Origin of the sequence: Pseudomonas berkeleyensis, assembly GCF_014109765.1 — a bacterium.
Classification (GTDB): Bacteria; Pseudomonadota; Gammaproteobacteria; order Pseudomonadales; family Pseudomonadaceae; genus Aquipseudomonas; species Aquipseudomonas berkeleyensis.
Genome location: NZ_CP059139.1, coordinates 856303 through 880829, shown reverse-complemented (window position 1 = coordinate 880829; position 24527 = coordinate 856303). Strand labels below are relative to the sequence as shown.

General features: G+C 64.3%; 17 protein-coding genes and 3 tRNA genes. 9 read left to right on the top strand and 11 right to left on the bottom strand.

All coding sequences use genetic code 11. The annotated features are described in order from the left end of the window. Positions 1-22: 22 nt before the first annotated feature. From HS968_RS04045 to HS968_RS04035, 3 genes are all read right to left on the bottom strand, one after another. Positions 23-98: transfer RNA gene (locus HS968_RS04045), tRNA-Lys, on the bottom strand. A gap of 5 nt (positions 99-103) precedes the next feature. After that, positions 104-180: transfer RNA gene (locus HS968_RS04040), tRNA-Pro, on the bottom strand. Positions 181-189: 9 nt separating this feature from the next. Next, positions 190-265 (bottom strand) — tRNA-Asn (locus tag HS968_RS04035). 206 nt (positions 266-471) lie between these two features. On the opposite strand from HS968_RS04035, the gene HS968_RS04030 reads away from it, so the two are divergent. Continuing rightward, positions 472-2808 carry a DUF1631 domain-containing protein gene (locus HS968_RS04030; protein ID WP_182370258.1) on the top strand — a complete coding sequence of 779 codons (2337 nt, stop codon included), beginning with the start codon at positions 472-474 and terminating at the stop codon, positions 2806-2808. Between the two features lie 9 nt (positions 2809-2817). Continuing rightward, positions 2818-3150, top strand: a complete 333-nt coding sequence (locus HS968_RS04025) for a PilZ domain-containing protein (RefSeq protein ID WP_182370257.1) — start codon at positions 2818-2820, stop codon at positions 3148-3150. 219 nt (positions 3151-3369) lie between these two features. Here the strand turns inward: HS968_RS04025 and ettA are convergent, their stop codons facing one another. Further along, complete coding sequence (ettA, locus tag HS968_RS04020; RefSeq protein ID WP_182370256.1) at positions 3370-5034, bottom strand: energy-dependent translational throttle protein EttA; 1665 nt, start codon at positions 5032-5034, stop codon at positions 3370-3372. Between the two features lie 585 nt (positions 5035-5619). On the opposite strand from ettA, the gene HS968_RS04015 reads away from it, so the two are divergent. Then, entirely contained in the window at positions 5620-9711 is a 4092-nt protein-coding gene (locus HS968_RS04015) for an EAL domain-containing protein (RefSeq protein ID WP_182371569.1), read from the top strand. Positions 9712-9785: 74 nt separating this feature from the next. Here the strand turns inward: HS968_RS04015 and pcaC are convergent, their stop codons facing one another. From pcaC to HS968_RS03980, 7 genes are all read right to left on the bottom strand, one after another. After that, positions 9786-10181, bottom strand: a complete 396-nt coding sequence (gene pcaC / locus HS968_RS04010) for a 4-carboxymuconolactone decarboxylase (protein WP_013717230.1) — start codon at positions 10179-10181, stop codon at positions 9786-9788. An 89-nt stretch (positions 10182-10270) separates the two neighbouring features. Then, the gene (gene pcaD / locus HS968_RS04005; protein ID WP_182370255.1) at positions 10271-11059 is read right to left on the bottom strand and encodes a 3-oxoadipate enol-lactonase; all 789 of its coding nucleotides are present in this window, start codon (positions 11057-11059) and stop codon (positions 10271-10273) included. A 9-nt stretch (positions 11060-11068) separates the two neighbouring features. Beyond that, positions 11069-12379 (bottom strand): 3-carboxy-cis,cis-muconate cycloisomerase, encoded by a 1311-nt coding sequence (locus HS968_RS04000; RefSeq protein WP_238338953.1) that lies wholly within the window; start codon positions 12377-12379, stop codon positions 11069-11071. A 293-nt stretch (positions 12380-12672) separates the two neighbouring features. After that, entirely contained in the window at positions 12673-13878 is a 1206-nt protein-coding gene (gene pcaF, locus HS968_RS03995; RefSeq protein ID WP_182370253.1) for a 3-oxoadipyl-CoA thiolase, read from the bottom strand. Beyond that, positions 13875-14657, bottom strand: coding sequence for a CoA-transferase subunit beta (locus tag HS968_RS03990; RefSeq protein WP_182370251.1), 783 nt, complete (start codon positions 14655-14657; stop codon positions 13875-13877). Before HS968_RS03990 ends, pcaF begins: the two co-directional genes overlap by 4 nt. Then, positions 14657-15508 (bottom strand): CoA transferase subunit A, encoded by an 852-nt coding sequence (locus HS968_RS03985; protein ID WP_182370250.1) that lies wholly within the window; start codon positions 15506-15508, stop codon positions 14657-14659. The genes HS968_RS03990 and HS968_RS03985 overlap by 1 nt, the downstream gene beginning before the upstream one ends. Positions 15509-15640: 132 nt before the next feature. Next, a complete protein-coding gene (locus tag HS968_RS03980; protein ID WP_182370249.1) occupies positions 15641-16486 on the bottom strand; it encodes an IclR family transcriptional regulator in 846 nt (281 codons plus the stop codon). A gap of 444 nt (positions 16487-16930) precedes the next feature. Between HS968_RS03980 and atzF the strand changes: the two genes are divergently transcribed. From atzF to urtD, 6 genes are all read left to right on the top strand, one after another. Beyond that, entirely contained in the window at positions 16931-18730 is a 1800-nt protein-coding gene (gene atzF, locus HS968_RS03975) for an allophanate hydrolase (RefSeq protein ID WP_182370248.1), read from the top strand. 8 nt (positions 18731-18738) lie between these two features. Next, positions 18739-19443 carry a GntR family transcriptional regulator gene (locus HS968_RS03970; RefSeq protein WP_182370247.1) on the top strand — a complete coding sequence of 235 codons (705 nt, stop codon included), beginning with the start codon at positions 18739-18741 and terminating at the stop codon, positions 19441-19443. Between the two features lie 75 nt (positions 19444-19518). Beyond that, a complete protein-coding gene (gene urtA / locus HS968_RS03965; protein ID WP_182370246.1) occupies positions 19519-20784 on the top strand; it encodes an urea ABC transporter substrate-binding protein in 1266 nt (421 codons plus the stop codon). A gap of 175 nt (positions 20785-20959) precedes the next feature. After that, positions 20960-22531: an urea ABC transporter permease subunit UrtB gene (urtB, locus tag HS968_RS03960; protein WP_182370245.1), complete on the top strand. Its 1572-nt coding sequence runs from the start codon at positions 20960-20962 to the stop codon at positions 22529-22531. After that, entirely contained in the window at positions 22531-23622 is a 1092-nt protein-coding gene (gene urtC / locus HS968_RS03955; protein WP_119691946.1) for an urea ABC transporter permease subunit UrtC, read from the top strand. The genes urtB and urtC overlap by 1 nt, the downstream gene beginning before the upstream one ends. Continuing rightward, complete coding sequence (gene urtD, locus HS968_RS03950; RefSeq protein WP_182370244.1) at positions 23619-24461, top strand: urea ABC transporter ATP-binding protein UrtD; 843 nt, start codon at positions 23619-23621, stop codon at positions 24459-24461. The genes urtC and urtD overlap by 4 nt, the downstream gene beginning before the upstream one ends. Positions 24462-24527 lie beyond the last annotated feature (66 nt).

Here is a 24527-nt window from a genome sequence, read left to right as displayed (position 1 = left end):
TGGCGGGCTTCGTCGTTGACTATGGTGGGTCGTGTAGGATTCGAACCTACGACCAATTGGTTAAAAGCCAACTGCTCTACCAACTGAGCTAACGACCCAAAAATGGTCGGGGTAGGGGGATTCGAACTCCCGACATCTTGCTCCCAAAGCAAGCGCGCTACCGGACTGCGCTATACCCCGATAGGAAGTTGGCTCCGCGACCTGGACTCGAACCAGGGACCCAATGATTAACAGTCATTTGCTCTACCGACTGAGCTATCGCGGATCTTCGGTCTTCCAGCTCCGTTGCGTTTCGGCTTTCGCTTTCCCGCTTCAGAGGCGCGCCATTTTACGTAGCAAAACTTCCCTGTCAACCCCTGCAAACTGCTTTTACGACAATGCTTTGCAGCTCGAGCATGGACTACTATATGTTTCATCGCACAGCGGCACGACGCAGGACGCGTCCGCCAACGACGCCAGCCAGGATAGTCCATGAGTAACCAGGGCAAGCCCCCCAGCCATCCGAAGGTGGTCAGCCTCGCCAGCCGCGGCATCCAGCCGCGCTTCAGCGACCTGGTGCAGGCATGCCGCAAGCTGGTGATGAACCGCCTGGCGGAACACCTGAGCGGCGTCTTCGGTCAGGTCGACGACACCCTGTTCGAATGCGCCGAAAAGGCCGAGAACAACAAGGTACAGACGCTGTTCTTCGACAGCATGCGCGAGATTCGCCGCCAGCGCCCGCAAATCGAGCGCAGCTACCACCAGACGATCGCCAACAACTTCTCCGATTTCCTCGACGGCAAACTGCAGAACCAGGCCAAGGCCGAACTCGACCCGGAGCATCTGGCCCTGGTACAGAACGAGGATTACGAAGAGACCCTGCAGGTCACCAATATGGTCAGCCGGGTCAAGGCACGGTGTACCCAGCCGCTGTTCGCCTTGGAGCAACGCCTGGCCCTGCTCAATAACGGCCAGAAGCTCGGCGAAGACAGCAATCCCTTTGGCCCACAGGCCATCGCCCAGGCGTTTCGCGACGCGCTGGCGCCCTGCCCTTTTCCCCTGCAGATCAAGACCATCCTTTACATGCTCTTCGATCGCCATGTGATGCAGAGCCTGGATTCACTCTACGGCGCGCTCAACCAGCGCCTGATCGATGCCGGCGTGCTGCCCAACCTCAAGTACAGTGCGCAGGTCAGTCCCAGTGTCAGCCGCCCGCAGCCGCTCAGGGCCGAACCCCAGGCGACTCAGGCGAGCGCTCAGAATCGGGGTCAGACACAGGGCAAACCCGGCCAGCCAGTCGCCGACACTCCGCTTCTCGATCTGGATCTCAGCGCACCGCCGCCGAGCGACCCAGGCGCTCTGTTCAGCGGCCTCTCCAGCCTGCTCGGCGAGCACCGCCAGAGTCATCCGGACACGCCGCTGCTGGGCGGCACCCGCAGTATCGTCAGCTTCTCGCCACGTGAGGCCAGCCGCACCTACAGCGCCAACGAACTGCTCGCGGCGCTCAACCGCATGCAGCAGCAATCGGCACACGAACTGGCTCAACGCCTGCACAAGCCACAGGCTGTGGAAGGCCTCAAGGCCAACCTGAAACAACAGTTGGAAGCGCACAGCAGCCTGCCAGGCGACAGTAAGGTGTCCGATCAGGAGGCCGACGTGATCGACCTGGTCGGCATGCTGTTCGACTTCATCCTCGATGACGAAAACCTGCCGGACAGTTGCAAGACCGCGCTGTCGCACCTGCACACGCCTTATCTGAAAATCGCCCTGCTGGACAAGGCGCTGTTCACCCAGCACCACCACCCTGCTCGCCGCCTGCTCAACACCATGGCCCAGGCCGGCGTGCTGTATGGCAACGAAGGCGACGAGCGCGGCCTACTGGCGAAGATGCAGTGGGTAGTCGAACGCGTGATCAACGGCTTCAGCGGTGATCTGGCGCTGTTCGACGGCCTGATCGACGAATTCAACGAATATGTCGAAACCCTGCGGCACAAGGTGGAGCTGCGCGAGCGCCGCGCCGTGGAAGCCGCCAAGGGCCGGGATCGCCTGCTCGGTGCCCGCGAACAGGCGCTGGAAGTGATTCAGCGCTGCGTGGAGCAGCGTGATCTACCTGCGATCATCCGCAATTTCCTCGAGCTGACCTGGGCCGACGTGCTGGTCTTTGCCCTGCTGCGTCATGGCGACAGCAGCACGGAATGGCGTCGCCATTGCGAAGTCGCCGAGCAACTGGCCTGGAGCGGCACGCCACTGAGCGAAGAGGACAAGCAGCGCTTGCAGGAACTGCGTGTCCCTCTGCTAAGCGACCTGCGCAAGGGCCTGGAGTTGCTCGGTGGCTACCACGAGGACGGTATCCGCCGTCTGTTGCAGGATCTGGTGGCCTGCCAGCACGCAGTGCAGGCCAAGCAGCCACAACTGGCAGCCCAGCTCAAACCGACGCTGCCGGAAAGCCCTCTCGGTGCCATGCTCGGCGAAGATGCCGACCTGGCGCGCCAGGCACCGCCGCGTACCAAACTCTCGAGCCGCGCGCAGGCGCTGGCCAAGGAGCTGGCCAACGTCGAGTTCGGCACCTGGTTCGAATTCGTCGAAGGTGACCAGAGCCGCGTACTCAAGCTCTCCTGGTTCAGCCCCACCACCCACAACTACATGTTCGTCGACAACAGCGGCCAACGCGTGGCAATCAAACCGCTGACCCTACTGGCCAGCGAAATGGAAAAGGGCCTGGCCCGCATCGTCACTCCCGAACGCGCGAATCCGCTGGTCGATCGCGCACTGACCGCCATCTACCGTGTGCTGCAGCGCTTCACTGGGCGCACAGCCGAACCCCGCTGAGGAATTTCCATGGAAGAGCGTCGTCAACACAGCCGCCATGGCACCGAGATGCAGCTGGAGGTCTTCGACCTGAACAGCGGACAGCGCCTGGGCCGTATTGTCGACCTTTCCACCGATGGTTTCATGCTGTTCAGCGACACGCCGCATACGGCCGATGCCGTGCTGCAATGCCGACTGGTCTGCACCTCGGGCAGCGATGCGGTTCAGGAAGTGCGTCTGGGCGCCGACTGCCTGTGGAGCCGCCCCGGCGCCGATGGCCAGCACTGCTGGGCTGGCTTTCATATCATCGACCTGGCCGAAGACCAGGCCGCAGCGCTGGACAGCCTGCTGGCGCAGCTCTGAAGCCGTAGGGTGCGCCGTGCGCACCTATACTCAGCGCAATCGGTGCGCACGGCGCACCCTACGAACGGGGCCCGCAGACTGACGTCGTAGGCATGCTGAAACGAAAAACGGAGCCCGAAGGCTCCGTTTTTCATCCAGGCACAACTCCTGGTGGTGGGTTACGCGGCGCACTGCGATAGCGGCACCTGAACGTTCGGCGATTGACGCCGCTAACCCACCCTACGCCAGCTTCTTGTAACGCACGCGATGCGGCTGGGCAGCTGCGTCGCCGAGGCGTTTCTTGCGATCCGCTTCAAACTCGGTGTAGTTGCCTTCGAAGAAGCTGACCTTGCCATCGTCCTCGTAGGAGAGGATGTGCGTGGCGATACGGTCGAGGAACCAGCGATCGTGGGAGATCACCACCGCGGCGCCGGGGAAGTCCAGCAGCGCCTCTTCCAGCGCACGCAGGGTTTCCACGTCGAGGTCGTTGGACGGTTCGTCGAGCAGCAACACGTTGCCGCCCTGCTTGAGGGTCAGCGCCATGTGCAGACGACCGCGCTCACCACCGGAGAGATCCTTGACGAACTTCTGCTGATCGGCGCCCTTGAAGTTGAAGCGACCGACATAACCGCGCGACGGCACTTCATAGTTGCCGACCTTGATCATATCGAAACCGTCGGAAATCTGCTCCCACACGGTCTTGTTGCCTTCGAGCGCCTCACGGCTCTGCTCGACGCTGGCGATCTGCACGGTTTCACCGATCTCGATGGTGCCGGAGTCCGGTTGCTCCTTGCCGGTGATCATGCGCAGCAGGGTCGATTTACCCGCACCGTTACCGCCGATCACACCGACGATGGCGCCTTTCGGGATGCTGAAGGACAGGTCGTCGATCAGCACGCGGTCGCCGAAGGACTTCGACACGTTGACGAAATCGATGACCTTGTCGCCCAGACGCGGGCCAGCCGGGATGTAGATCTCGTTGGTCTCGCTGCGTTTCTGGAATTCCTGCGACTGCATTTCCTCGAAACGCTGCAGACGCGCCTTGGACTTGGACTGACGCGCCTTGGCACCCTGACGCACCCATTCCAGTTCGGCTTTCATCGCCTTAGCGTGCGATGCCTCGGCCTTGGCTTCCTGGGCCAGGCGGTTGGCCTTCGATTCCAGCCAGCCGGAGTAATTGCCCTCGTAGGGAATGCCATGGCCACGGTCGAGTTCGAGAATCCAGCCAGCAACATTGTCGAGGAAGTAACGGTCGTGGGTGATGGCCACCACGGTGCCGGGGAAGTCGTGGAGGAAGCGCTCCAGCCAGGCTACCGAGTCGGCATCCAGGTGGTTGGTCGGTTCGTCCAGCAGCAGCATGTCGGGGGCCGACAACAGCAGGCGGCACAGGGCTACTCGGCGCTTTTCACCACCAGACAGGTGCTCGATCTTCGCGTCCCACGCAGGTAGGCGCAGAGCGTCAGCGGCGACTTCCAGCTGGCGCTCCAGATTGTGGCCGTCGGAGGCCTGCAGAATCGCTTCCAGCTTGGCCTGTTCGGCGGCCAGGGCATCGAAGTCGGCATCCGGCTCGGCGTAAGCGGCGTACACCTCATCGAGGCGAGCCTGGGCCTGCTTGATCTCGCCTACGGCCTCTTCGACGATGTCGCGCACGGTCTTGTCCGGATCCAGCTGCGGCTCCTGCGGCAGGTAGCCGACCTTGATCCCCGGCATCGGACGAGCTTCACCATCGATCTCGGTATCGACACCGGCCATGATGCGCAGCAGGGTCGACTTACCGGCGCCGTTGAGGCCCAGCACGCCAATCTTGGCGCCCGGGAAGAACGACAGGGAGATGTTCTTGAGAATTTCACGCTTCGGTGGGACAACCTTGCTGACCCGATGCATGCTGTAGACGTACTGAGCCATGGAGAACCTGACTTGTGAGAATTGGGAGCTGGAAACGGCGCGCCATGCAGGTCGCGTGAGAAACATGATGAATGCGTCGAGGGCGCAATCTCTTGGCTATGTTCGCGTTAGCTGCTGTACACCCTGCAGGAGCGGATTTATCCGCGAAATTTGCGACTGAAGCCGCTCCTACCCAGAGGCCGGATCACTAACGTGGGATAGCCATCAGCTTTCACACCACCTGCGCGTACGCAATGTGCAGAGACCTTAGCCCCTGCGAAGGCGAACGCCAAGTACCGCGCGGACAGATCACGCGCGCGGCGCAAAGCTACCGCAATGTATGAGACAGGGCAAACCTACGCTCGTCGGCACAACTGGCACTTGGCCACATTTGCAGGCATCCTAGCCGGCCGCGCGCGCATGGCATGCTCGCGCGCTCTACTATATAGATCCGCAGTAGCTGCAGGTTCCTAAAACGTGTCGAGCTCCCCATCATTGCCTTCCCTACCATCGGGTGAGTCACACGCGCCAGGCCGTCGTGAATTGCTCCGGCGCTCTTTGGTGGTGCTGGTACTGGCGATACTGGGACTGCTGGCCTGGCAACTGATGCAGGAATATCGTCAGTTGTTGAACAACCAGAAGCAGCTCAGCCGCAGCTATGGTGAACAACTGGCCAAGCATCTGAGTCTGAACATGCGCCTGAAGGCACAGGCAGGCCAGGCCATACTGCAGGAGGCCAAACGGGCAGACGGTGGGCAAAGCGAACTGATCGCGGCACTGCGCAGCCTGTTCCCGACACTGAGCAGCCTGGCCTGGCTCGACGAGCATGGGCAACTGCTCAACGATACCGCCAGCGAACCACAGGATCTGGCCTTTATCCGCGCCCTGCAGCAACGCAACACCGCTGCCGCTTACCACTTCTCCTTCAGCGCCCATGACGGCGGTGTGCTCTACCTGCTGCTGCGACAGAGCGACGGCAGCCATCGGGTGCTGCGCATGCGCGCCAGCGCGCTGCTTGCCTGGCTGCGCGATCAGCATCAGAGCGAATATCGCTGGCTGCTCGAAGACATGCAGAGCCAACGCGTGATCGCCCGCGCCGACGACCTTGCCAAAGCCGGTAAGGCCATCGCCCCGGTCACCGCCGTAGAGCAGGCGCAGAGTCTGCATCTGATCCCGCTCGAAGGCAGCGACTGGCAATTGCGCGCCCTGTTCGACGCCGATAATGCCAGCAACGAGCTGATGCCCCCTCTGGCCGGCAAGTTCCTGCTGTTCGCCCTGTGCAGCCTGCTGGCCTTGCTCGCCTTGCACGGGCTGCAGCGCGAGCAACGCAGACTGCAGCGTCTGAACAACGAGTCCCGCCGCTCTCTGCGCCAGGCGGCCAGTGCGCTGGGCGCGGTCGAGGAACGCATCCTGGTGACCCAGGCCGATGGCAAGCTGCGCTACCTCAATCCGCAGGCCGAGGCCTTGTTCGGCCTCACCAGTCAGGCGGCCCTGGATCGTCATCTGCTCGACCTGCTGCCCGACCTCGACCCACTGCTCCTGAACAGCCCGCAGCCGGTCAACGAGCTCGGCCCGGAACTGGTACGCGTGGAACAGGACGGCCAGGCACGCCTGTTCGCCGTCACCCGCAGCGACATCAGCGAAGTCGGTCGCCAGGCCGGCTACGTATGGGTGCTGCGCGACGTGACCGATGAGCAGCAGGCCATGCGCGTGCTGCAGGAAACCCGACGGCGCTATCAGGACATTTTCGAAGGCACCGGCGTGGCCCTGTGCGTGCTCGACCTGTCCGGCCTGCGCAGCCTGCTGCTACAACACAAGCTGCGCGATGCTGCCGGACTGGGGCGCTGGCTGGAGGCTGACGACAGCCATCAGCAGCAGTTGCTGGAACAGATGCACATCACTGAAGCCAACCAGGTCGCCCTGAATCTGCTTGGCGTGAAGTCCACCGACCAGGCCTGGCAGCAGTTGTTCGACAACGGCCCGGTACAACCTGACGACCTGCGTTACCGTCTGGCCGTCGCCGTGCTGGAAGGCCCCAACCTGGTCGAGCTGGAAACCCAGCTGGTCACCGCCCAGGGCCTGCAACGCCACGTCTGGCTGGTGCTGCGCCTGCCGGAGATGATCCAGGATTACCAGGCGGTCACCCTGAGTATCAGCGACATCACCAGCCGCAAGCGCATCGAGCTGTCACTGATCGAGCGCGAACGTTTCTGGTCCGAGGTGGTTCGTTCGGTACCGGATCTGCTCTACGTGCACGACATGCAGAACAAGCGGGTGCTGTTCAGCAACCACAGCCTCGGCCTGCAACTGGGCTACAGCAAGTCCGAACTCAAGGCCATGCACGAGGACTTCTGGGAGCTGGTGCTGCACCCGGACGACAGCGAGTACTACTGGCGCATCCGCAACCTGCAGAAGGTGGTCGGCGACGGCCTGCTGCTGGAGTCGGTGCTGCGCTGGCGTCACCGCGATGGCCAGTGGCGCTGGTTCAGCATCCGCGAACAGGCTCTGGCGCGTGATGAGCGCGGCCGGGTCAGCCGTCTGATCGGCGTGGCCAAAGACATCACCGAGCAGATCGAGCGCAACCAGTCACTGCGTGACAGTGAGCAACGCTACCGCCTGCTGGCCGAGAGCATCAGCGACGTGATCTTCTCCACCGATTGCACGCTGGCGCTCAACTACGTCAGCCCGTCGGTGGAACCGGTGCTCGGCTATTCCGTGGACTGGGTCATGGCCAACAGCTTCTACAGCCTGGCGGCCAACCCGCAACAACTGCAAGGCCTCAACCTGCTGATCGAACGCATCCGCGACTCGCTCGGTGAACGTACCCGCCTGGAGCGTCTGCGCGAAGAGCTGCCGGATCAGCTGTTCGTCTTCGACTGCCTGCGCGCCGATGGCCACAAGGTTCCGGTGGAGCTGCGCCTGGTGCTCATGTGGGACGAGAACGGCCGCTTCGAAGGCATTCTCGGTGTGGGCCGCGACATCAGCCAGCAACGCCGCGCGGAGAAAGACCTGCGCATGGCAGCCACGGTATTCGAACACTCCACGGCGGCGATTCTGGTCACCGACCCGGCCGGCTATATCGTCCAGGTCAACAAGGCCTTCAGCCGGGTCAGCGGCTACTCGGCCGGGCAGGTGCTCGACCAGTTGCCCGGCATGCTCACCGCCGACCGTCAGCAGGCCAGCCACCTGCAATACATCCTCGGCCAGCTCAACCAGCGCGGTAGCTGGGAGGGTGAGGTCTGGCTCAAGCGCAAGGGCGGCGAGAACTTCCCGGCCTGGGTCGGCATCACCGCCGTGCATGACGAGGAAGGCGACCTGGTCAGCTACGTGTGCTTCTTCAGCGACATCAGCGAACGCAAGGCCAGCGAGCAGCGCATTCACCGCCTGGCCTACTACGACGCTCTGACTCACCTGCCCAACCGCACCCTGTTCCAGGATCGTCTGCACAGCGCGCTGCAACATGCCGACCGGCACGACGAATGGGTCGTGCTGATGTTCCTCGACCTCGACCGCTTCAAGCCGATCAACGACTCGCTCGGCCACGCCGCCGGCGACCGCATGCTCAAGGACGTGGCCGTGCGCTTGTCGGCCTGCGTCGACGGCGACGACACCGTGGCGCGCATGGGCGGCGACGAATTCACCCTGCTGCTGCAACCCCGTGCGACGCGCGAAGGTTCGCTGAACCGCGCCATTCACGTGGCCGAGCAGATTCTCTCCAGCCTGGCCCGCCCCTTCGTTCTCGAAGGCCGCGAGTTCTTCGTCACCGCCAGCATCGGCATCGCCCTCGCCCCGCAGGATGGCGAGGAACTGAGCCAGCTGATGAAGAACGCCGACACGGCGATGTACCACGCCAAGGAGCGCGGCAAGAACAACTTCCAGTTCTACCAGGCGGACATGAACGCCAGCGCCCTGGAACGTCTGGAGCTGGAGAGCGACCTGCGCCATGCCCAGGAGCAGGGCCAGTTCGTGCTCTATTACCAGCCGCAGTTCTCCGGCGACGGCAACCGCCTGACCGGCGTGGAGGCGTTGCTGCGCTGGAACCACCCGACACGCGGCTTGGTGCCGCCCGGCGACTTCATCCCGGTGCTGGAAGAACTCGGGCTGGTGGTGCAGGTCGGCGAGTGGGTACTGGAAGAGGCCTGCCGCCAGCTGAAGCTCTGGCACGGCGAGAGAATCCGTATCCCCAAGGTGTCGGTCAACCTGTCGGCACGCCAGTTCAGCGAGGGCAACCTCAGTAACCGGATCGCTGCCATCATCGAACGCACCGGCATCCCGCCAGCCTGCCTGGAAGTGGAACTGACCGAAAGCATCCTGATGCGCGACGTGGCCAGCGCGATGCAGACCCTGGCGGATCTCAAGCGCCTCGGCCTGTGCATCGCGGTGGATGATTTCGGTACCGGCTACTCGTCACTGAACTACCTCAAGCAGTTCCCCATCGACGTACTGAAGATCGATCGCAGCTTCGTCGACGGTCTGCCGGAAGGCGAGCAGGACGCGCAGATCGCCCGCGCCATCATCGCCATGGCCCATAGCCTGAACCTGGCGGTGATCGCTGAAGGGGTGGAAACCCAGGAGCAGCTGAACTTCCTGCGCGAGCACGACTGCGACGAAGTGCAGGGCTACCTGCTGGGACGGCCGATGCAGGCCGCGCAGATCAGCGAGGAGTTCAATGGCGAGGCGTTGTTCATGCTGAACTGAAGGTAGGGCGGGTGCAACCCGCCATTGGCGCGCTGGCGGGTTGCACCCGCCCTACGCAATATGTGCAGCCGCCGTCAGTCTTGCAGCGACTCCACTCCAAGCTCGTCCCATACGGCTTCTGCCAGATGGAAGGTGGCATTGGCAGCCGGGATGCCGCAGTAGATGGCGCTCTGCATGATCACTTCCTTGATCTCTTCGCGGCTCACCCCGTTGTTCTTCGCCGCACGCAGGTGCAGCTTCAGCTCGCCCTCGCGGTTCATGCCGATCAGCATGGCGATGGTGATCAGGCTGCGAGTATGCCGCGGCAGTCCTGGTCGCGTCCAGATATCGCCCCAGGCGTGACGGGTGATCATCTCCTGGAACTCTTCGTTGAACGGCGTCAGGTTCTGCAGGCTGCGGTCGACGTGGGCATCGCCCAGCACCGCGCGGCGCACCTGCATGCCGGCTTCGTAGCGTTGTTTCTCGTCCATAGCATCACTCCGAAAAAAGAAGCGGTGCGCACGGAGCACCCTACGGCGTGCGTGGAGCCGTAGATTGCGCCGTGCGCACCATGACAGGTTCAGGCGCGCAGAAAATCCAGCACCCGCTGGCTGAATTCATCGCCGGCCTGCACGTTGGACAGGTGCGCAGCGTAGAACTCCACCAGTTCGGCGCCAGCGATGCGCTCCTGCATGAAACGGCCGTTCTCGGTGGTGGTCACCAGGTCGCCACTGCCGCAGACAATCAGTGTCGGCGCACGGATAGCGCCCAGTTGCTCGCGGAAATCGGCATCACGTACCGCCGCACAGTTGGCCGCGTAACCTTCAGGCGAGGTCTGCGCCAGCATGCCGACGATGGGCTCGACCTTGCCCGGATTGGCCCCGGCGAAATCGGCGGTGAACCAGCGCGAGATCGACGCATTGCGCAGGTCGCGCATGGCCTGCGCGCCCCCGGCGAGCACGGTCTCGATGCGCGGATTCCACACCTCCGGCGTGCCGATCTTGGCGGCGGTGTTGCACAGCACCAGGCGCTCGATGCGCTCGGGGGCATTGATGCCCAGCCACTGGCCGATCAGGCCGCCCATGGACAGGCCACAGAAATGCGCCTTGGCGATGTCCAGTGCATCGAGCAGGGCCAGCACGTCGCGGCCGTTCTGTTCGATGCTGTACGGGCCTTCGCTGACCAGCGAGGCGCCATGGCCACGGGTGTCGTAGCGCAGCACCTGGAAGTGCTGAGTGAAGGCAGGGATCTGTGCATCCCACATGTGCAGGTCGGTACCCAGCGAGTTGGACAGCACCAGCACCGGCGCAGTGGCCGGGCCTTCGAGCAGATAATTGAGGTCGCCATCGGCGAGACGTACGGCAGGCATGGATAACTCCTAAGACGAAAATTGCGTGTGTTCGATGATGGCCCGCTCGACCCAGCAGCGGGCCTGGCCCAAGTAATGGGCTGCATCGAGCAGGCGATCCAGCTCGGCAGCGGAAAGTTGTGCGCTGACCTCGGCGTTGGCGCCGAGCACCGCGCGCAGATGAGCGCCCTCGCGCACGGCCTGTTTGCAGCACTGTTCAATCAGATGATGGGCAGCATCGCGGCCGATCTTCTGCGCCAGGGCGATGCTCACCGCCTCGGCCAGCACCAGGCCCTGGGTCAGCTCCAGGTTGGCGCGCATGCGCGCAGCATCCACCTCCAGGCCCGGCACCACCAGCAGCGCCTGCTGCAGGGCGCCGGAGACCAGGCAGCACAGCTCCGGCAGGCTTTCCCATTCGGCGTGCCACAAACCGAGGCTGCGCTCGTGCTCCTGTGGCATGGCGGCGAACATCGTCGCCACCAGGCCCGGTGCACGGGTAGCGGCGCCGATCAGCACGGCGGCGCTGACCGGGTTGCGCTTGTGCGGCATGGTCGACGAACCACCCTTGCCCGGCGCGGCCGGCTCGAAGACTTCGCCAGCCTCGGTCTGCATCAGCAGGCTGAGGTCGCGACCCAGCTTGCCCAGGCTGCCGGCGATCATCCCTAGCAGACTGGCAAACTCCACCAGGCGATCACGCTGGGTGTGCCAGGGTTGCTCGGGCAGGTTCAGCTCCAGTTCCTGCGCCAGCGCACCGCTGACTGCCCAACCGGCATCGCCGAGTGCCGCCAGACTGCCGGAAGCGCCGCCGAACTGCAGGCTCAGCAGGCGCGGCTTGAGCTCGCTCAGACGCTGGCGATGGCGGGTAACGGCACCGAGTACGCCGGCCAACTTCATGCCGAGCGTCACCGGCGTGGCCTGTTGCAGCCAGGTGCGCCCGGCCAGAGGTGTATCGATATGGCGCTCGGCCTGCGCCGCCAGGGCATCGGCCAGTTTCGCCAGATCGCTTTCCAGCAGGCCAATCGCGGCGCGCAGCTGCAGCACCAGGCCGCTGTCCATGGCGTCCTGGCTGGTGGCGCCGAGGTGCACGTAGCGCTCGGCCTCAGGGTCAGTGGCGGCGATGCGCTTGCCCAGTGCCTTGACCAGCGGGATGGCAGAATTGCCAGCGGTAGCGATGGCCTGGGCCAGCGCCGGGTAATCGTAGAGTTCGGCCTTGCAGGCGGCCTCGATGGGCGCCATGGCATCGGCGGGGATCAGCCCGACACGCGCCTCGGCCCGTGCCAGGGCGGCCTCAAAATCGAGCATGCCCTGCACCCGGCCGGCGTCGCAGAAGATCGCGCGCATGGCCGGCGCGGTGAAGTAGGCATCGAAGAGTTGGTTACTCACGAGCAGTGGGTTCCTGAGGAAATGGGCGCACGGCCTAGTGTGGCATCAATGTCGGCCTATGGTGCGCACGGCGCACCCTACGAGGCGCGTCATACGCCAAACCGTAGGGTGAGCCGTGCGCACCAATAAACCTCAAACCCGCTCGATGGCCAGTGTGTAGGGTGGGCTTCAGCCCACCGTCGTAGTCATGATCGATACAGCCATCGCGGGTCGAAGGTGGGCTAAAGCCCACCCTACGGGTTCGAAATCCGTCACACCCGCTCGATAGCCAGCGCCAGACCCTGCCCCACACCCACGCACATGGTCGCCAGACCCAGCTTGCCGCCGGACTTCTCCAACTGATGCACGGCGGTCAGCACCAGGCGGTTGCCGCTCATGCCCAGCGGATGGCCGAGAGCGATGGCGCCGCCGTTCGGGTTGACCTTGGCGCTGTCGTCCGGCAGACCAAGGTCGCGGGTGACGGCCAGGCCTTGAGCGGCGAAAGCTTCGTTCAGTTCGATCACGTCGAACTGCTCGATGCTCAGGTTCAGCCGCGCCAGCAGCTTGCGCACCGCCGGCACCGGGCCGACGCCCATGATGCGTGGCGCGACGCCGCCGCTGGCCATGCCCAGCACCTTGGCGCGCGGCTTGAGGCCGTACTTCTGCACCGCTTCGGCGGACGCCAGGATCATCGCCGAGGCACCATCATTGAGGCCCGAGGCGTTGCCGGCGGTGACGGTCTTGCCTTCGCCATTGACCGGCTTGAGCTTGGCCAGGCCTTCGGCGGTGGTGTCGGCACGCGGGTGCTCGTCACGGTCGACGACGATCTCGCCTTTCTTGGTCTTGATCACCACCGGGACGATTTCCTCGGCGTAGTAGCCGCTCTCCTGGGCCGCAGCCGCACGCTGCTGGCTGCGCAGGCCGAAGGCGTCCTGGTCGGCGCGGCTGATGCCGAAGTCCTCGGCAACGTTGTCACCGGTGACCGGCATCGGGTCGACGCCGTACTGCTCTTTCATCAACGGGTTGACGAAGCGCCAGCCCAGGGTGGTGTCTTCCAGCTTCTGGCCACGGCCAAAGGCGCTGTCGGCCTTGCCCATCACATAGGGCGCGCGGGTCATGGACTCGACGCCAGCAGCGATGGCCAGTTCCATCTCGCCCGAGGCGATGGCGCGGAAGGCGGCCCCAACCGCTTCCATACCCGAGGCGCACAGGCGATTGAGGGTCACGCCCGGCACGGTTTCCGGCAGTCCGGCGAGCAGCAGCGCCATGCGCGCGACGTTGCGGTTGTCCTCACCGGACTGGTTGGCGCAGCCCATGAACACTTCATCGACCGCTGACCAATCGACTTGCGGGTTACGCTCGATCAGGGCCTTGAGCGGAATCGCTGCCAGGTCGTCGGCGCGCACCGCCGACAGCGCGCCATTGAGGCGGCCAATCGGCGTGCGCACGGCGTCGCAGATGAAGACGTCGCGGCTCATTCCTCACCTCCAGCCTGACCGTGGGCGGCGGCGGTGCGCCCTTCCAGGTCACGCAGGGCGGCCAGTTCCGCGGCGGTCGGCGCCTCGGTGGTGCCCACGCTGTCGGCGAAGCGGATCTGCCAGCCGGTGTTCTCGATCACCTGCTCGCGGGTCACGCCCGGGTGCAGCGAGGTGACGATGAATTCGTTGGTGCCGGCTTCCGGCTCCATGATGCACAGGTCGGTGATGATCGCCACCGGGCCGTCGCCCGGCAGGCCCAGACGCTTGCGATGATCGCCGCCCTCGCCGTGACCGACCGAGGTGATGAAGGCCAGCTTGTCGACGAAGGTGCGATGGCCCTGCTTGAGGATGATCAGCACCTTCTTGGCAGAACCGGCGATTTCCGGTGCGCCACCGGCGCCCGGCAGGCGTACTTTCGGCGCGTGGTAGTCGCCGATCACGGTGGTGTTGATGTTGCCGTACTTGTCGACCTGGGCGGCGCCGAGGAAGCCGACGTCGATGCGCCCGCCCTGCAGCCAGTAGCGGAAGATTTCGCCGGTCGGCACCACGGTGTCGGCGGTTTCGGCCAGCTCGCCGTCACCGATGGACAGCGGCAGCACGCTCGGCTTGGCGCCAATCGGGCCGGATTCATAGATCAGCACCACTTCCGGGGCGTGGGTCAGGCGCGCCAGGTTGGCGGCCTTGGACGGCAGGCCGATGCCGACGAAGCAGACGCTGCCATTGCCGAGGCGGCGTGCGGCGGCCACGGTCATCATTTCATTGGTGTTGAACGCGCTCATCACTTGGCCTCCCCATTCACTTTCGCCTGGTACTGCGCAAAATCCTCGGTGCCACGGATGTACTGATCGATCCAGGCGGTGAAGGTGTCGCGGTCACGGGCAATCGGATCCCAGGCCTGGTAGAAGCGGTTGTCGCGCTCGTAGTAGCCGTGGGCGTAGGACGGATGGGCACCGCCGGGCACCACGCAAACCGCGCTGATGGCCCAGGTCGGCAGCACGCAGGCATTCATCGGCGCCTGCAGGTCGTCGACGATTTCCTCGACGGTGACGATGCAGCGCTTGGCGGCCAGAGCGGCTTCCTTCTGCACACCGAGGATGCCCTGGATCAGCACGTTGCCTTTACGGTCGGCCTTCTGCGCGTGGATCACGGTGACGTCCGGGCGCACGCTGGGGATCGCGGCCAGCTTCTCGCCAGTGAACGGGCACTCGATGAACTTGATGTCCGGGTTGACCTTGACCAGGTCGGAACCCTGGTAGCCACGCAGCACGGCGAACGGCAGGTTGGAGGCACCGGAGACGTATGCGTTGGCCATGGCGGCGTGGCTGTGCTCGCTGATTTCCAGCTTGTGCGGCCAGTGCTTCTCGACCGCGTCGCGCAGGCGGTGCAGCGAACCGACGCCTGGGTTGCCGCCCCAGGAGAAGGTCAGCTTGCGCGCGCAACCAGCGCCAATCAGCAGGTCATAGACCAGATCCGGGGTCATGCGCACCAGGTGCAGGTCTTTCTTGCCCTGGCGGATGATCTCATGAGCAGCGGCAGTGGGAATCAGGTGGGTGAAGCCTTCGAGGGCGACGCAATCGCCGCCCTGGACATGGCGCGAAATGGCGTCGCGCAGCGTGATGATGTCGGCCATCGTATTGTTCTCTTCAGGTTGCAGGCGCCACCGGAGATAACCGTGGCGTATACCTGCAACCTTAAAAAGTGGCCTTGAAGAGGACAATCCGATAATCGCCATATCGGGCGATTATCGAACACCTTCGACTCTCTATACCGCCCGAAACAGCTGCCCGCTCAGCTCTCGACTGGCCGACAGCATCAGCGGCAAATAACGTTTTTCCAACTCAGCGACCGGAACACGAGCGGCATGGGTGCTGATGTTCATCGCTGCCATCACATGACCGGCGGAGTCGTAGACCGGCACGGCCAGCGAGCGCAGGCCCTGCTCCAGCTCCTGATCGACGATGCACCAGCCCTGGTGACGCACACGCTGCAGGCATTCCCACAGCGCATCGGGCGTGTGCAGGGTGCGGCTGGTCTTGGGCTGCAGGTCGGCGTGGGCCAGGTAGTCCTGTAATTGATCGTCATCCAGTGCGGCGAGCAGGATGCGGCCCATCGACGTGCAGTACGCCGGCAGGCGGCTGCCGACACTCAAGTCCACCGAGATCAGACGCTGCGGAATCGCCGAGCGCGCCAGGTACAACACCTGCTCACCCTCCAGCGTGGCCAGGTTGCAGGCCTCGTGCAGTTGCTCGCTGAGGCGATCAAGGAAGGGTTGCGCGGACACCGCCAGCGGCGTCGACGACAGGTAGGCATGACCCAGGGTCAGCACCTTGGGCAGCAGCGAGTAGGTGCGCCCGTCGGTGGTGACGTAGCCGAGCTTCATCAGGCTGTAGAGGCAACGGCGCACGGCAGCGCGGGGAATTTCGGTGCGGTGGCTGATCTGCGCGATGGTCAGGTGGCGCTTGCGCTCCTGGAAGGCGTTGATCACCGCCAGGCCACGCGCCAGGGAAGTCATGAAGTTGGGATCGCCAGCGAACTCCTCGATGCGTTTGGCCGGCGACACGTAGAGCGGCGGCGCAAGACTGGTAAGTGGCAGACGGGATTCGCTCATGATGCCTCCGAAACGGGATGGACAGCGCCAGGCGATTATCGAACTGTCGTGCGGTAATCGCAAATAGGCTAAGCAAAACAGCGGACAATGCCTCTGTAGCCCGGATGCCATCCGGGGCCGTCGCGTCAGTCATTCCCGGATTTCATCCGGGCTACGAGACTGTCTGGTGCCATAAGACGGCGAGCTTCGAGCCCTCGGTACGCACGGCGCACCCTACCTACCGAATGCCTGCGGGCCCCCTCGATCCCGTAGGGTGCGCTATGCGCACCGCCAGCCCTTAAAACCCTGCACCATTCGCTTGCAGGCCAGCCCCACCTCGGTGCGACACTTCTCGCCAAAGCCCCTGTCGCTGCCCTGAAATCCCCGAAAATAAAGGCCTGCGCCAAACTGGCACCGTCATTGCTATAGCGATTCCAACTTGGATACAAGATGGAATCTCAAAGCATGTCCAACGCACCTATCGCTTTCACCCTCGCGCAGTGGCAACAGGCCTATCGCGACGGCCAATCGCCTGCAGAACTGCTGCACACCCTGCGCCTGGAACTGCGCACTGATGACACGGCGTGGATCGCCCTAGCCAGCGAAGCTCAGCTAAACGCTCAACTCGATAGCCTAGCCACCTCGCTGGAAGGTGCAGCCGGCGACCTGAGCAAGCTGCCGCTGTATGGCGTGCCCTTTGCTATCAAGGACAATATCGATGCCGCCGGCTGGCCCACAACGGCCGCCTGCCCTGAGTTCGCCTACAGCGCCGAAGCCGACGCTACCGTGGTAGCGCGCCTGCGCGCCGCCGGCGCCATCCTCATTGGCAAGACCAACCTCGATCAGTTCGCCACCGGTCTGGTCGGCACCCGCTCGCCTCACGGCGCGGTGCCCAACAGCTTCAACCCGGCTTACGTCAGCGGCGGTTCCAGCTCCGGTTCGGCCAGCGTGGTCGCGCGCGGCCTGGTGCCCTTCTCCCTCGGTACCGATACCGCAGGCTCCGGCCGTGTACCGGCCGGTTTCAACAATATCGTCGGGCTCAAACCGACCAAGGGCTGGTTGCCCAATACCGGTCTGGTGCCGGCCTGCCGCACCGTCGATTGCATCTCGGTATTCGCCCTGACCGTCAGCGATGCCTTGGCCGTGGCCAACATCGCCGGTGGCTATGACGCCGCCGATGCCTACAGCCGCAAGAACCCGAACACCGCAAAAGTCGGCATGCCGGCCAAGCCGCGCCTGGCGGTGCCGAGCAACCCCGAATTCTTCGGCGACACGCAGAACCAGGCGGTCTACGAGAGCGCACTGGGCAAACTGCGTGAACTGGGCGCCGAGCTGGTGGAGATCGATTTCGCTCCCTTCCAGCAACTGGCCGAGCAGCTTTACTACGGCCCCTGGGTCGCCGAACGCACCGTCGCGGTGGAGGGTGTCGACCCGGCACATATCAACCCGGTGGTGCGCGGTATCGTCGACAACGGGCACAAGTACAGTGCCTGCGATGCCTACAAGGCCGAATACATCCGCGCCGAGCTGTCGCGCACGATCAACGAGGCCCTGGCTGGCTTCGACGCCCTGGTGGTGCCCACTTCGCCGACCATTCGCACCCTGGCCGAGATGGAAGCCGAACCCGTGCTGTTCAACAGCCAGTTCGGTACTTACACCAACTTCACAAACCTCGCCGACCTCGCAGCCCTCGCCGTGCCGGCGGGGCTGCGTGCCGATGGACTGCCAGCCGGTATCACCTTGCTCGCCCCGGCCTGGCATGACCAGGCGCTGGCCGCCTTCGGTCAGCGCTGGCAGCAGGCAGTCAATTTGCCGCTGGGCGCCACCGGCAAGCCGCTGCCCGTACAAACCACCAGCGACAAGCCAGCACCCGGTTGCATCCGCGTGGCCGTGGTTGGCGCGCACCTGACCGGCATGCCGTTGAACTTCCAGCTCACCACGCGCGATGCCGTGCTGGTGGAGCAGACCACAAGCGCTGCGCATTACCGCCTCTATGCGCTGCCCGGCACCGTGCCTCCGAAACCGGGCCTGGCGCGAGTGGCCGAGGACGGTGCGCAGATCATCGTCGAGCTGTGGGACGTGCCGCAGGCGCGCTTCGGTGAGTTCGTCGCGGAGATTCCGCCACCCTTGGGCATCGGCAACCTGGAGCTGGCCGACGGCCGCTGGGTCAAGGGCTTCATCTGCGAGCCTTACGCACTGGACGGCGCCCGCGACATCACCAGCTTCGGCGGCTGGCGCGCCTTTATCGCCAGCACCAAGGCCTGAGCACGCTCATGCCGCGTGCTGCCGAGCGCCCAGAGAGCCTGGCCGAGCGCATCTACGCCCGGCTCAAGGACGACATCTTCGAGTTCCGCCTGATGCCCGGTGACCGCTTCTCCGAAGGCGAAATCGCCGAGCGCATGGCCGCCAGCCGCACGCCGGTGCGCCAGGCGCTGCATCGCCTGCAACGTGAGGGTTTTCTCGACGTGCACTTTCGCAGCGGCTGGCAGGTTCGCCCGCTGGACTTCGCCCAGTTCGACGAACTCTACGAGCTGCGCATCGTCCTCGAACTCGAAGCCATACGCCGACTTTGCCAACGCCCCACGGACGAACACCCGCCTGCACTGCAGGCGCTGGCTCGCACCTGGATGGTGCAAAAGGAAGATCAGTTGCAGGACGGCGCCGCCGTTTCACGCCTCGACGAAGCCTTTCATTGCCAATTACTGGAAGCCGCCGGCAATCGCGAGATGGCCCGCGTGCACCGTGAGGTCAGCGAGAAGATCCGCATTCTAAGGCGGCTGGATTTCACTCAGCCGCAACGTATAGACCTGACCTATGCCGAACACCAGCAAATTCTCGACGCAATCCTGACCCGTCGCTCAGAAGAGGCACAGCAATTGCTCAAGGGCCATATAGAGGTCAGCAAGGCAGAGGTGCATTCGATCACCTTGCACAAGCTGTACGGCGCTCGTCAGCGCGTAGAGCCGATGCCGGAATAACCGGGCCATGACCTTCACTGCATGACCAATAACAACGCTGTCCGCTTACTCACACTTGTGAATGGAGATCGCACCATGCAACGTCGCAGCCTTATCAAGGCCTTTACCCTTTCCGCTTCCATCGCCGCCATGGGCCTGTCCTGGTCCATCCAGGCCGCCGAGACCATCAAGGTCGGCATCCTGCACTCGCTGTCCGGCACCATGGCCATTTCCGAAACGTCGCTGAAAGACATGGCGCTGATGACCATCGACGAGATCAACGCCAAAGGCGGCGTGCTCGGCAAGCAGTTGGAGCCGGTGGTGGTCGACCCCGCCTCGAACTGGCCGCTGTTCGCCGAACGCGGCCGCCAGCTGCTGACCCAGGACAAGGTCGCCGTGACCTTCGGCTGCTGGACCAGCGTATCGCGCAAATCCGTGCTGCCGGTCTACGAAGAACTGAACGGCCTGCTGTTCTACCCGGTGCAGTACGAGGGTGAAGAGATGTCGCCGAACGTGTTCTACACCGGTGCGGCGCCAAACCAGCAGGCCATCCCGGCGGTGGAATACCTGCTCAGCGAAGACGGCGGCGGCGCCAAGCGCTTCTTCCTGCTCGGCACCGACTACGTCTACCCGCGCACCACCAACAAGATCCTGCGCGCCTTCCTGCACAGCAAAGGCATCGCCGACAAGGACATCGAAGAGGTCTACACCCCCTTCGGTCATAGCGACTATCAAACCATCGTCGCCAACATCAAGAAATTCGCCGCTGGCGGCAAAACCGCCGTGGTCTCCACCGTGAACGGCGACTCCAACGTGCCGTTCTACAAGGAACTGGCCAACCAGGGCCTGGAAGCCACCGAAGTGCCGGTGGTGGCCTTCTCCGTGGGCGAGGAAGAACTGCGCGGCATCGACACCAAACCGCTGGTCGGTCACCTGGCGGCCTGGAACTACTTCCAGTCCGTGGAGAACCCGGTCAACGAGAAGTTCGTCGCCGACTGGAAAGCCTACGCCAAGGCCAAGAAGCTGCCGAACGCCGACACCGTGGTGACCAACGACCCGATGGAAGCCACCTACGTCGGCATCCACATGTGGGCGCAGGCAGTCGAGAAGGCCGGCACCACCGAAGTCGACAAGGTGCGCGAAGCCATGGCCGGCCAGGAATTCGCAGCGCCGAGCGGCTTCACCCTGAAGATGGACGAGAAGAACCACCACCTGCACAAGCCGGTGATGATCGGCGAGATCCAGGACGACGGTCAGTTCTCCGTGGTCTGGGAAACCGACGGCCCGATCCGCGCTCAGCCGTGGAGCCCGTACATCGAAGGCAACGACAAGAAAGCCGATACCCCGGTGAAGTCGAACTAAGGCAAAGCCCCTCTCCCACAAGCGGCAAGCACAGCTCGTCATGGGTTGCCGTGCCGCTTGCCCCCCTCTCCCGCTTGCGGGAGAGGGGGGTGAGGGAGAGGGTTGCCGTAGCCCGGATGCAATCCGGGAAAGCACGTCCCGGAGCGCATCCGGGCTACGCCAAGGACACCCCCTTATGCCCACTGCCCTTACCCGAATTCTCCTGAGCCTGCTGCTGTTGCTGCCGCTGGTCGCAAGCGCTGGTGATGCCGACGACTTCGTCGCCGCCAATGCCGGCAAGCAGGCCAAGCTACTGCAGGACTGGGCCGCCGCGCCCAACACGGCACGCATGCCACTGCTGCAAGCCCTGCAGCAGGGGCGCGTCGGTAGCGATGCCGACAAGCGCGCCTTCATCGAACAGGACGGTGCCTGGCAAGCTGCCGATGACGTAGCCGAAGCCAATGGCACGCCGCGCAAACTGCGCCTGAACAACCGCCTGCGCGGCCTGGTGGCGGTCGCCGTCGCCAGCCATCAGTTGCTCGAACACGATGCCGCCGCACGCCTGGCCGCCGCCAAGCAGTTGCAACGCAATACACCGCCCGCCCTGCTGCCGTTGCTGGAAAGCCGCATGAGCGCCGAGGCCGACGAGAATGTGCGCGACGCACTGACCCTGGCCCTGGCCAACCTGCAACTGGCTGACGCCAACCCAGCCGTGCGCCTGGCTGCCGTACAGCGCCTGGGCCAGACCGGCGATCCGCTGGCCCGCGTGCGCCTGGAAGCCCTGCTCGACCCGGCGCAGGAAAGCGATGCCGAGGTACGCGCCGCCGCGCAGAAGAGCCTGGCCCAGGTGAAGAACAAACTGCTGATTGGCGAGCTGCTCGGCCAGGCCTTCAGCGGCCTGTCACTCGGTTCGATCCTACTGCTGGCAGCTCTCGGCCTGGCCATCACCTTCGGCCTGCTCGGGGTGATCAACATGGCTCACGGCGAGATGCTGATGCTCGGCGCCTACACCACCTACGTGGTGCAGCTGAGCTTCCAGCGCCTGGCCCCCGAATACCTCACGCTCTACCCACTGGCGGCACTGCCGATCGCCTTCCTGGTCACCGCCTGCATCGGCATGGCCCTGGAACGCACGGTGATCCGCCACCTCTACGGTCGCCCGCTGGAAACCCTGTTGGCCACCTGGGGCATCAGCCTGATCCTGATTCAACTGGTACGCGTCACCTTCGGCGCACAGAACGTCGAAGTGGCCAACCCGGCCTGGTTGTCCGGCGGCATGCAGGTGCTGCCCAACCTGGTACTGCCCTACAACCGCATCGTCATCATCGGCTTCGCCTTGTTCGTCGTGCTGCTGACCTGGCTGCTGCTGAACAAGACGCGTCTGGGCCTGAACGTGCGCGCGGTGACGCAGAACCGCAACATGGCCGCCTGCTGCGGCGTGCCCACCGGCCGCGTAGACATGATGGCCTTCGGCCTGGGTTCGGGGATCGCCGGCCTCGGCGGCGTGGCCCTGAGCCAGATCGGCAACGTCGGCCCGGATCTCGGCCAGAGCTACATCATCGACTCCTTCCTGGTCGTGGTGCTCGGCGGTGTCGGCCAGTTGGCCGGTAGCGTGCTGGCAGCCTTCGGCCTCGGCGTGGTGAACAAATTCCTCGAGCCGCAGATAGGCGCCGTACTGGGCAAGATCCTGATCCTCGCGCTGATCATTCTGTTCATCCAGAAACGCCCGCAAGGCCTCTTCGCTCTCAAAGGACGGGTGATCGACTGATGACTCAAGCACTCAATCAAACGCTGCTGGCCCGCGCCAGCGCCAAGCTCGGCCCACGGGTGTCGCTGGCCATCGGTCTGGTGGCACTGGCGATCCTCGTCGCCATGCCGCTGCTGCACCTGCTGCCAGCCGATCATGCCTTGCACGTCTCGGCCTACAGCCTGACGCTGGTGGGCAAGATCCTCTGCTACGCCATCGTCGCCCTGGCGCTGGATCTGGTCTGGGGCTACGCCGGCATGCTGTCGCTGGGCCACGGCCTGTTCTTCGCCCTCGGCGGCTACGCCATGGGCATGTACCTGATGCGTCAGTCGGCAGGTGACGGCCTGCCAGCATTCATGAGCTTCCTGGCCTGGAGCGAGCTGCCCTGGTACTGGTACGGCACCTCCAGCTTCCTCTGGGCGATGTGCCTGGTGGTGCTGGCGCCCGGCCTGCTGGCTCTGGTGTTCGGCTTCTTCGCCTTCCGCTCGCGGATCAAGGGCGTGTACTTCTCGATCATGACCCAGGCGCTGACCTTCGCCGGCATGCTGTTGTTCTTCCGCAACGAAACCGGTTTCGGTGGCAACAACGGCTTTACCGGTTTCACCCGCATCCTTGGCTTCGACATCACCGCGCAAGGCACCCGCGCCGTGCTGTTCCTGGCCACCGTGGTATTGCTGGTGGGCAGTCTGTATCTGGGCTTTCGCCTGGCACGCAGCAAGTTCGGTCGGGTGCTCACCGCCCTGCGCGATGCCGAGAACCGCCTGATGTTCTGCGGCTACGACCCGCGCGGCTACAAGCTGTTCATCTGGGTGCTGTCGGCGGTGCTGTGTGGCCTGGCCGGCGCGCTGTACGTGCCGCAGGTGGGCATCATCAACCCCAGCGAGATGGCGCCGACGCAGTCCATCGAGGCTGCCGTATGGGTCGCCCTGGGCGGCCGCGGCACGCTGATCGGCCCACTGCTCGGCGCTGGCCTGGTCAACGGCATGAAGAGCTGGTTCACCGTGGCCTTCCCGGAATACTGGCTGTTCGCCCTGGGCGCACTGTTCATCGTCGTCACGCTCTTCTTACCCAGAGGCGTCGTCGGCCTGCTGAAGAAGGAGAAGGATCAATGAGAGCCACTCCGGTACCCGAAACCATGCTCGAAGCTGCCTTCGACCCCACCGGCCTGGCGCTGGACACCGGCAACCTGCTGGGCAAGGGCGTCAACGTCCGTCACGGCACCATCCTCACCCTGGAAGACATCAACGTCAGCTTCGATGGCTTCAAGGCGCTGACCAACCTGACCCTGTACATCGGCGTCGGCGAGCTGCGCTGCATCATCGGCCCCAACGGCGCCGGCAAGACCACCATGATGGACGTGATCACCGGCAAGACCCGCCCGGACAGCGGTGTGGCCTACTTCGGCGAGCAGTTCGACCTGACCCGCATGAGCGAGGTGGAAATCGCCCAGGCTGGCATCGGCCGCAAGTTCCAGAAGCCCACGGTGTTCGAAGCGCTGTCGGTGTTCGAAAACCTGGAGCTGGCGCAGAAAACCAACAAGTCGGTGTGGGCCAGCCTGCGCGCCAGGCTCACTGGTGAGCAACGCGACCGTATCGACGAGGTACTGCAAACCATCCGCCTGGATAGCTCGCGCAACCGCCCGGCCGGCCTGCTCTCTCATGGCCAGAAGCAGTTCCTCGAGATCGGCATGCTGTTGATGCAGGAGCCACACCTGCTGCTGCTCGATGAGCCGGTGGCCGGCATGACCGACGCCGAAACCGAGTTCACCGCCGAACTGTTCAAGTCGCTGGCGCGCAAGCACTCGCTGATGGTGGTCGAGCACGACATGGGCTTCGTCGGTTCCATCGCCGACCACGTCACCGTGCTGCACCAGGGCAGCGTGCTGGCCGAAGGCTCGCTGGAGAAGGTGCAGAACGACGAGCGGGTGATCGAGGTTTATCTGGGTCGCTGACAGTCGGTGCGCATGGCGCACCCTACCCGGCGCGGTTTATCCCGTAGGGTGCGCCGCGCGCACCGC

Excerpts from the sequence above, each read along its gene's own strand:
- HS968_RS03980 (WP_182370249.1), bottom strand. The coding sequence starts at position 16,486 with ATGAGCGAATCCCGTCTGCCACTTACCAGTCTTGCGCCGCCGCTCTAC.
- urtD (WP_182370244.1), top strand. The coding sequence starts at position 23,619 with ATGAGAGCCACTCCGGTACCCGAAACCATGCTCGAAGCTGCCTTCGAC.
- atzF (WP_182370248.1), top strand. The coding sequence starts at position 16,931 with ATGTCCAACGCACCTATCGCTTTCACCCTCGCGCAGTGGCAACAGGCC.
- pcaD (WP_182370255.1), bottom strand. The coding sequence starts at position 11,059 with ATGCCTGCCGTACGTCTCGCCGATGGCGACCTCAATTATCTGCTCGAA.
- HS968_RS04015 (WP_182371569.1), top strand. The coding sequence starts at position 5,620 with ATGCAGGAATATCGTCAGTTGTTGAACAACCAGAAGCAGCTCAGCCGC.
- urtC (WP_119691946.1), top strand. The coding sequence starts at position 22,531 with ATGACTCAAGCACTCAATCAAACGCTGCTGGCCCGCGCCAGCGCCAAG.
- HS968_RS04025 (WP_182370257.1), top strand. The coding sequence starts at position 2,818 with ATGGAAGAGCGTCGTCAACACAGCCGCCATGGCACCGAGATGCAGCTG.
- HS968_RS03970 (WP_182370247.1), top strand. The coding sequence starts at position 18,739 with ATGCCGCGTGCTGCCGAGCGCCCAGAGAGCCTGGCCGAGCGCATCTAC.
- HS968_RS04030 (WP_182370258.1), top strand. The coding sequence starts at position 472 with ATGAGTAACCAGGGCAAGCCCCCCAGCCATCCGAAGGTGGTCAGCCTC.
- pcaC (WP_013717230.1), bottom strand. The coding sequence starts at position 10,181 with ATGGACGAGAAACAACGCTACGAAGCCGGCATGCAGGTGCGCCGCGCG.
- HS968_RS03985 (WP_182370250.1), bottom strand. The coding sequence starts at position 15,508 with ATGGCCGACATCATCACGCTGCGCGACGCCATTTCGCGCCATGTCCAG.
- pcaF (WP_182370253.1), bottom strand. The coding sequence starts at position 13,878 with ATGAGCCGCGACGTCTTCATCTGCGACGCCGTGCGCACGCCGATTGGC.
- ettA (WP_182370256.1), bottom strand. The coding sequence starts at position 5,034 with ATGGCTCAGTACGTCTACAGCATGCATCGGGTCAGCAAGGTTGTCCCA.
- HS968_RS03990 (WP_182370251.1), bottom strand. The coding sequence starts at position 14,657 with ATGAGCGCGTTCAACACCAATGAAATGATGACCGTGGCCGCCGCACGC.
- urtB (WP_182370245.1), top strand. The coding sequence starts at position 20,960 with ATGCCCACTGCCCTTACCCGAATTCTCCTGAGCCTGCTGCTGTTGCTG.
- HS968_RS04000 (WP_238338953.1), bottom strand. The coding sequence starts at position 12,379 with ATGCGCGCGATCTTCTGCGACGCCGGCCGGGTGCAGGGCATGCTCGAT.
- urtA (WP_182370246.1), top strand. The coding sequence starts at position 19,519 with ATGCAACGTCGCAGCCTTATCAAGGCCTTTACCCTTTCCGCTTCCATC.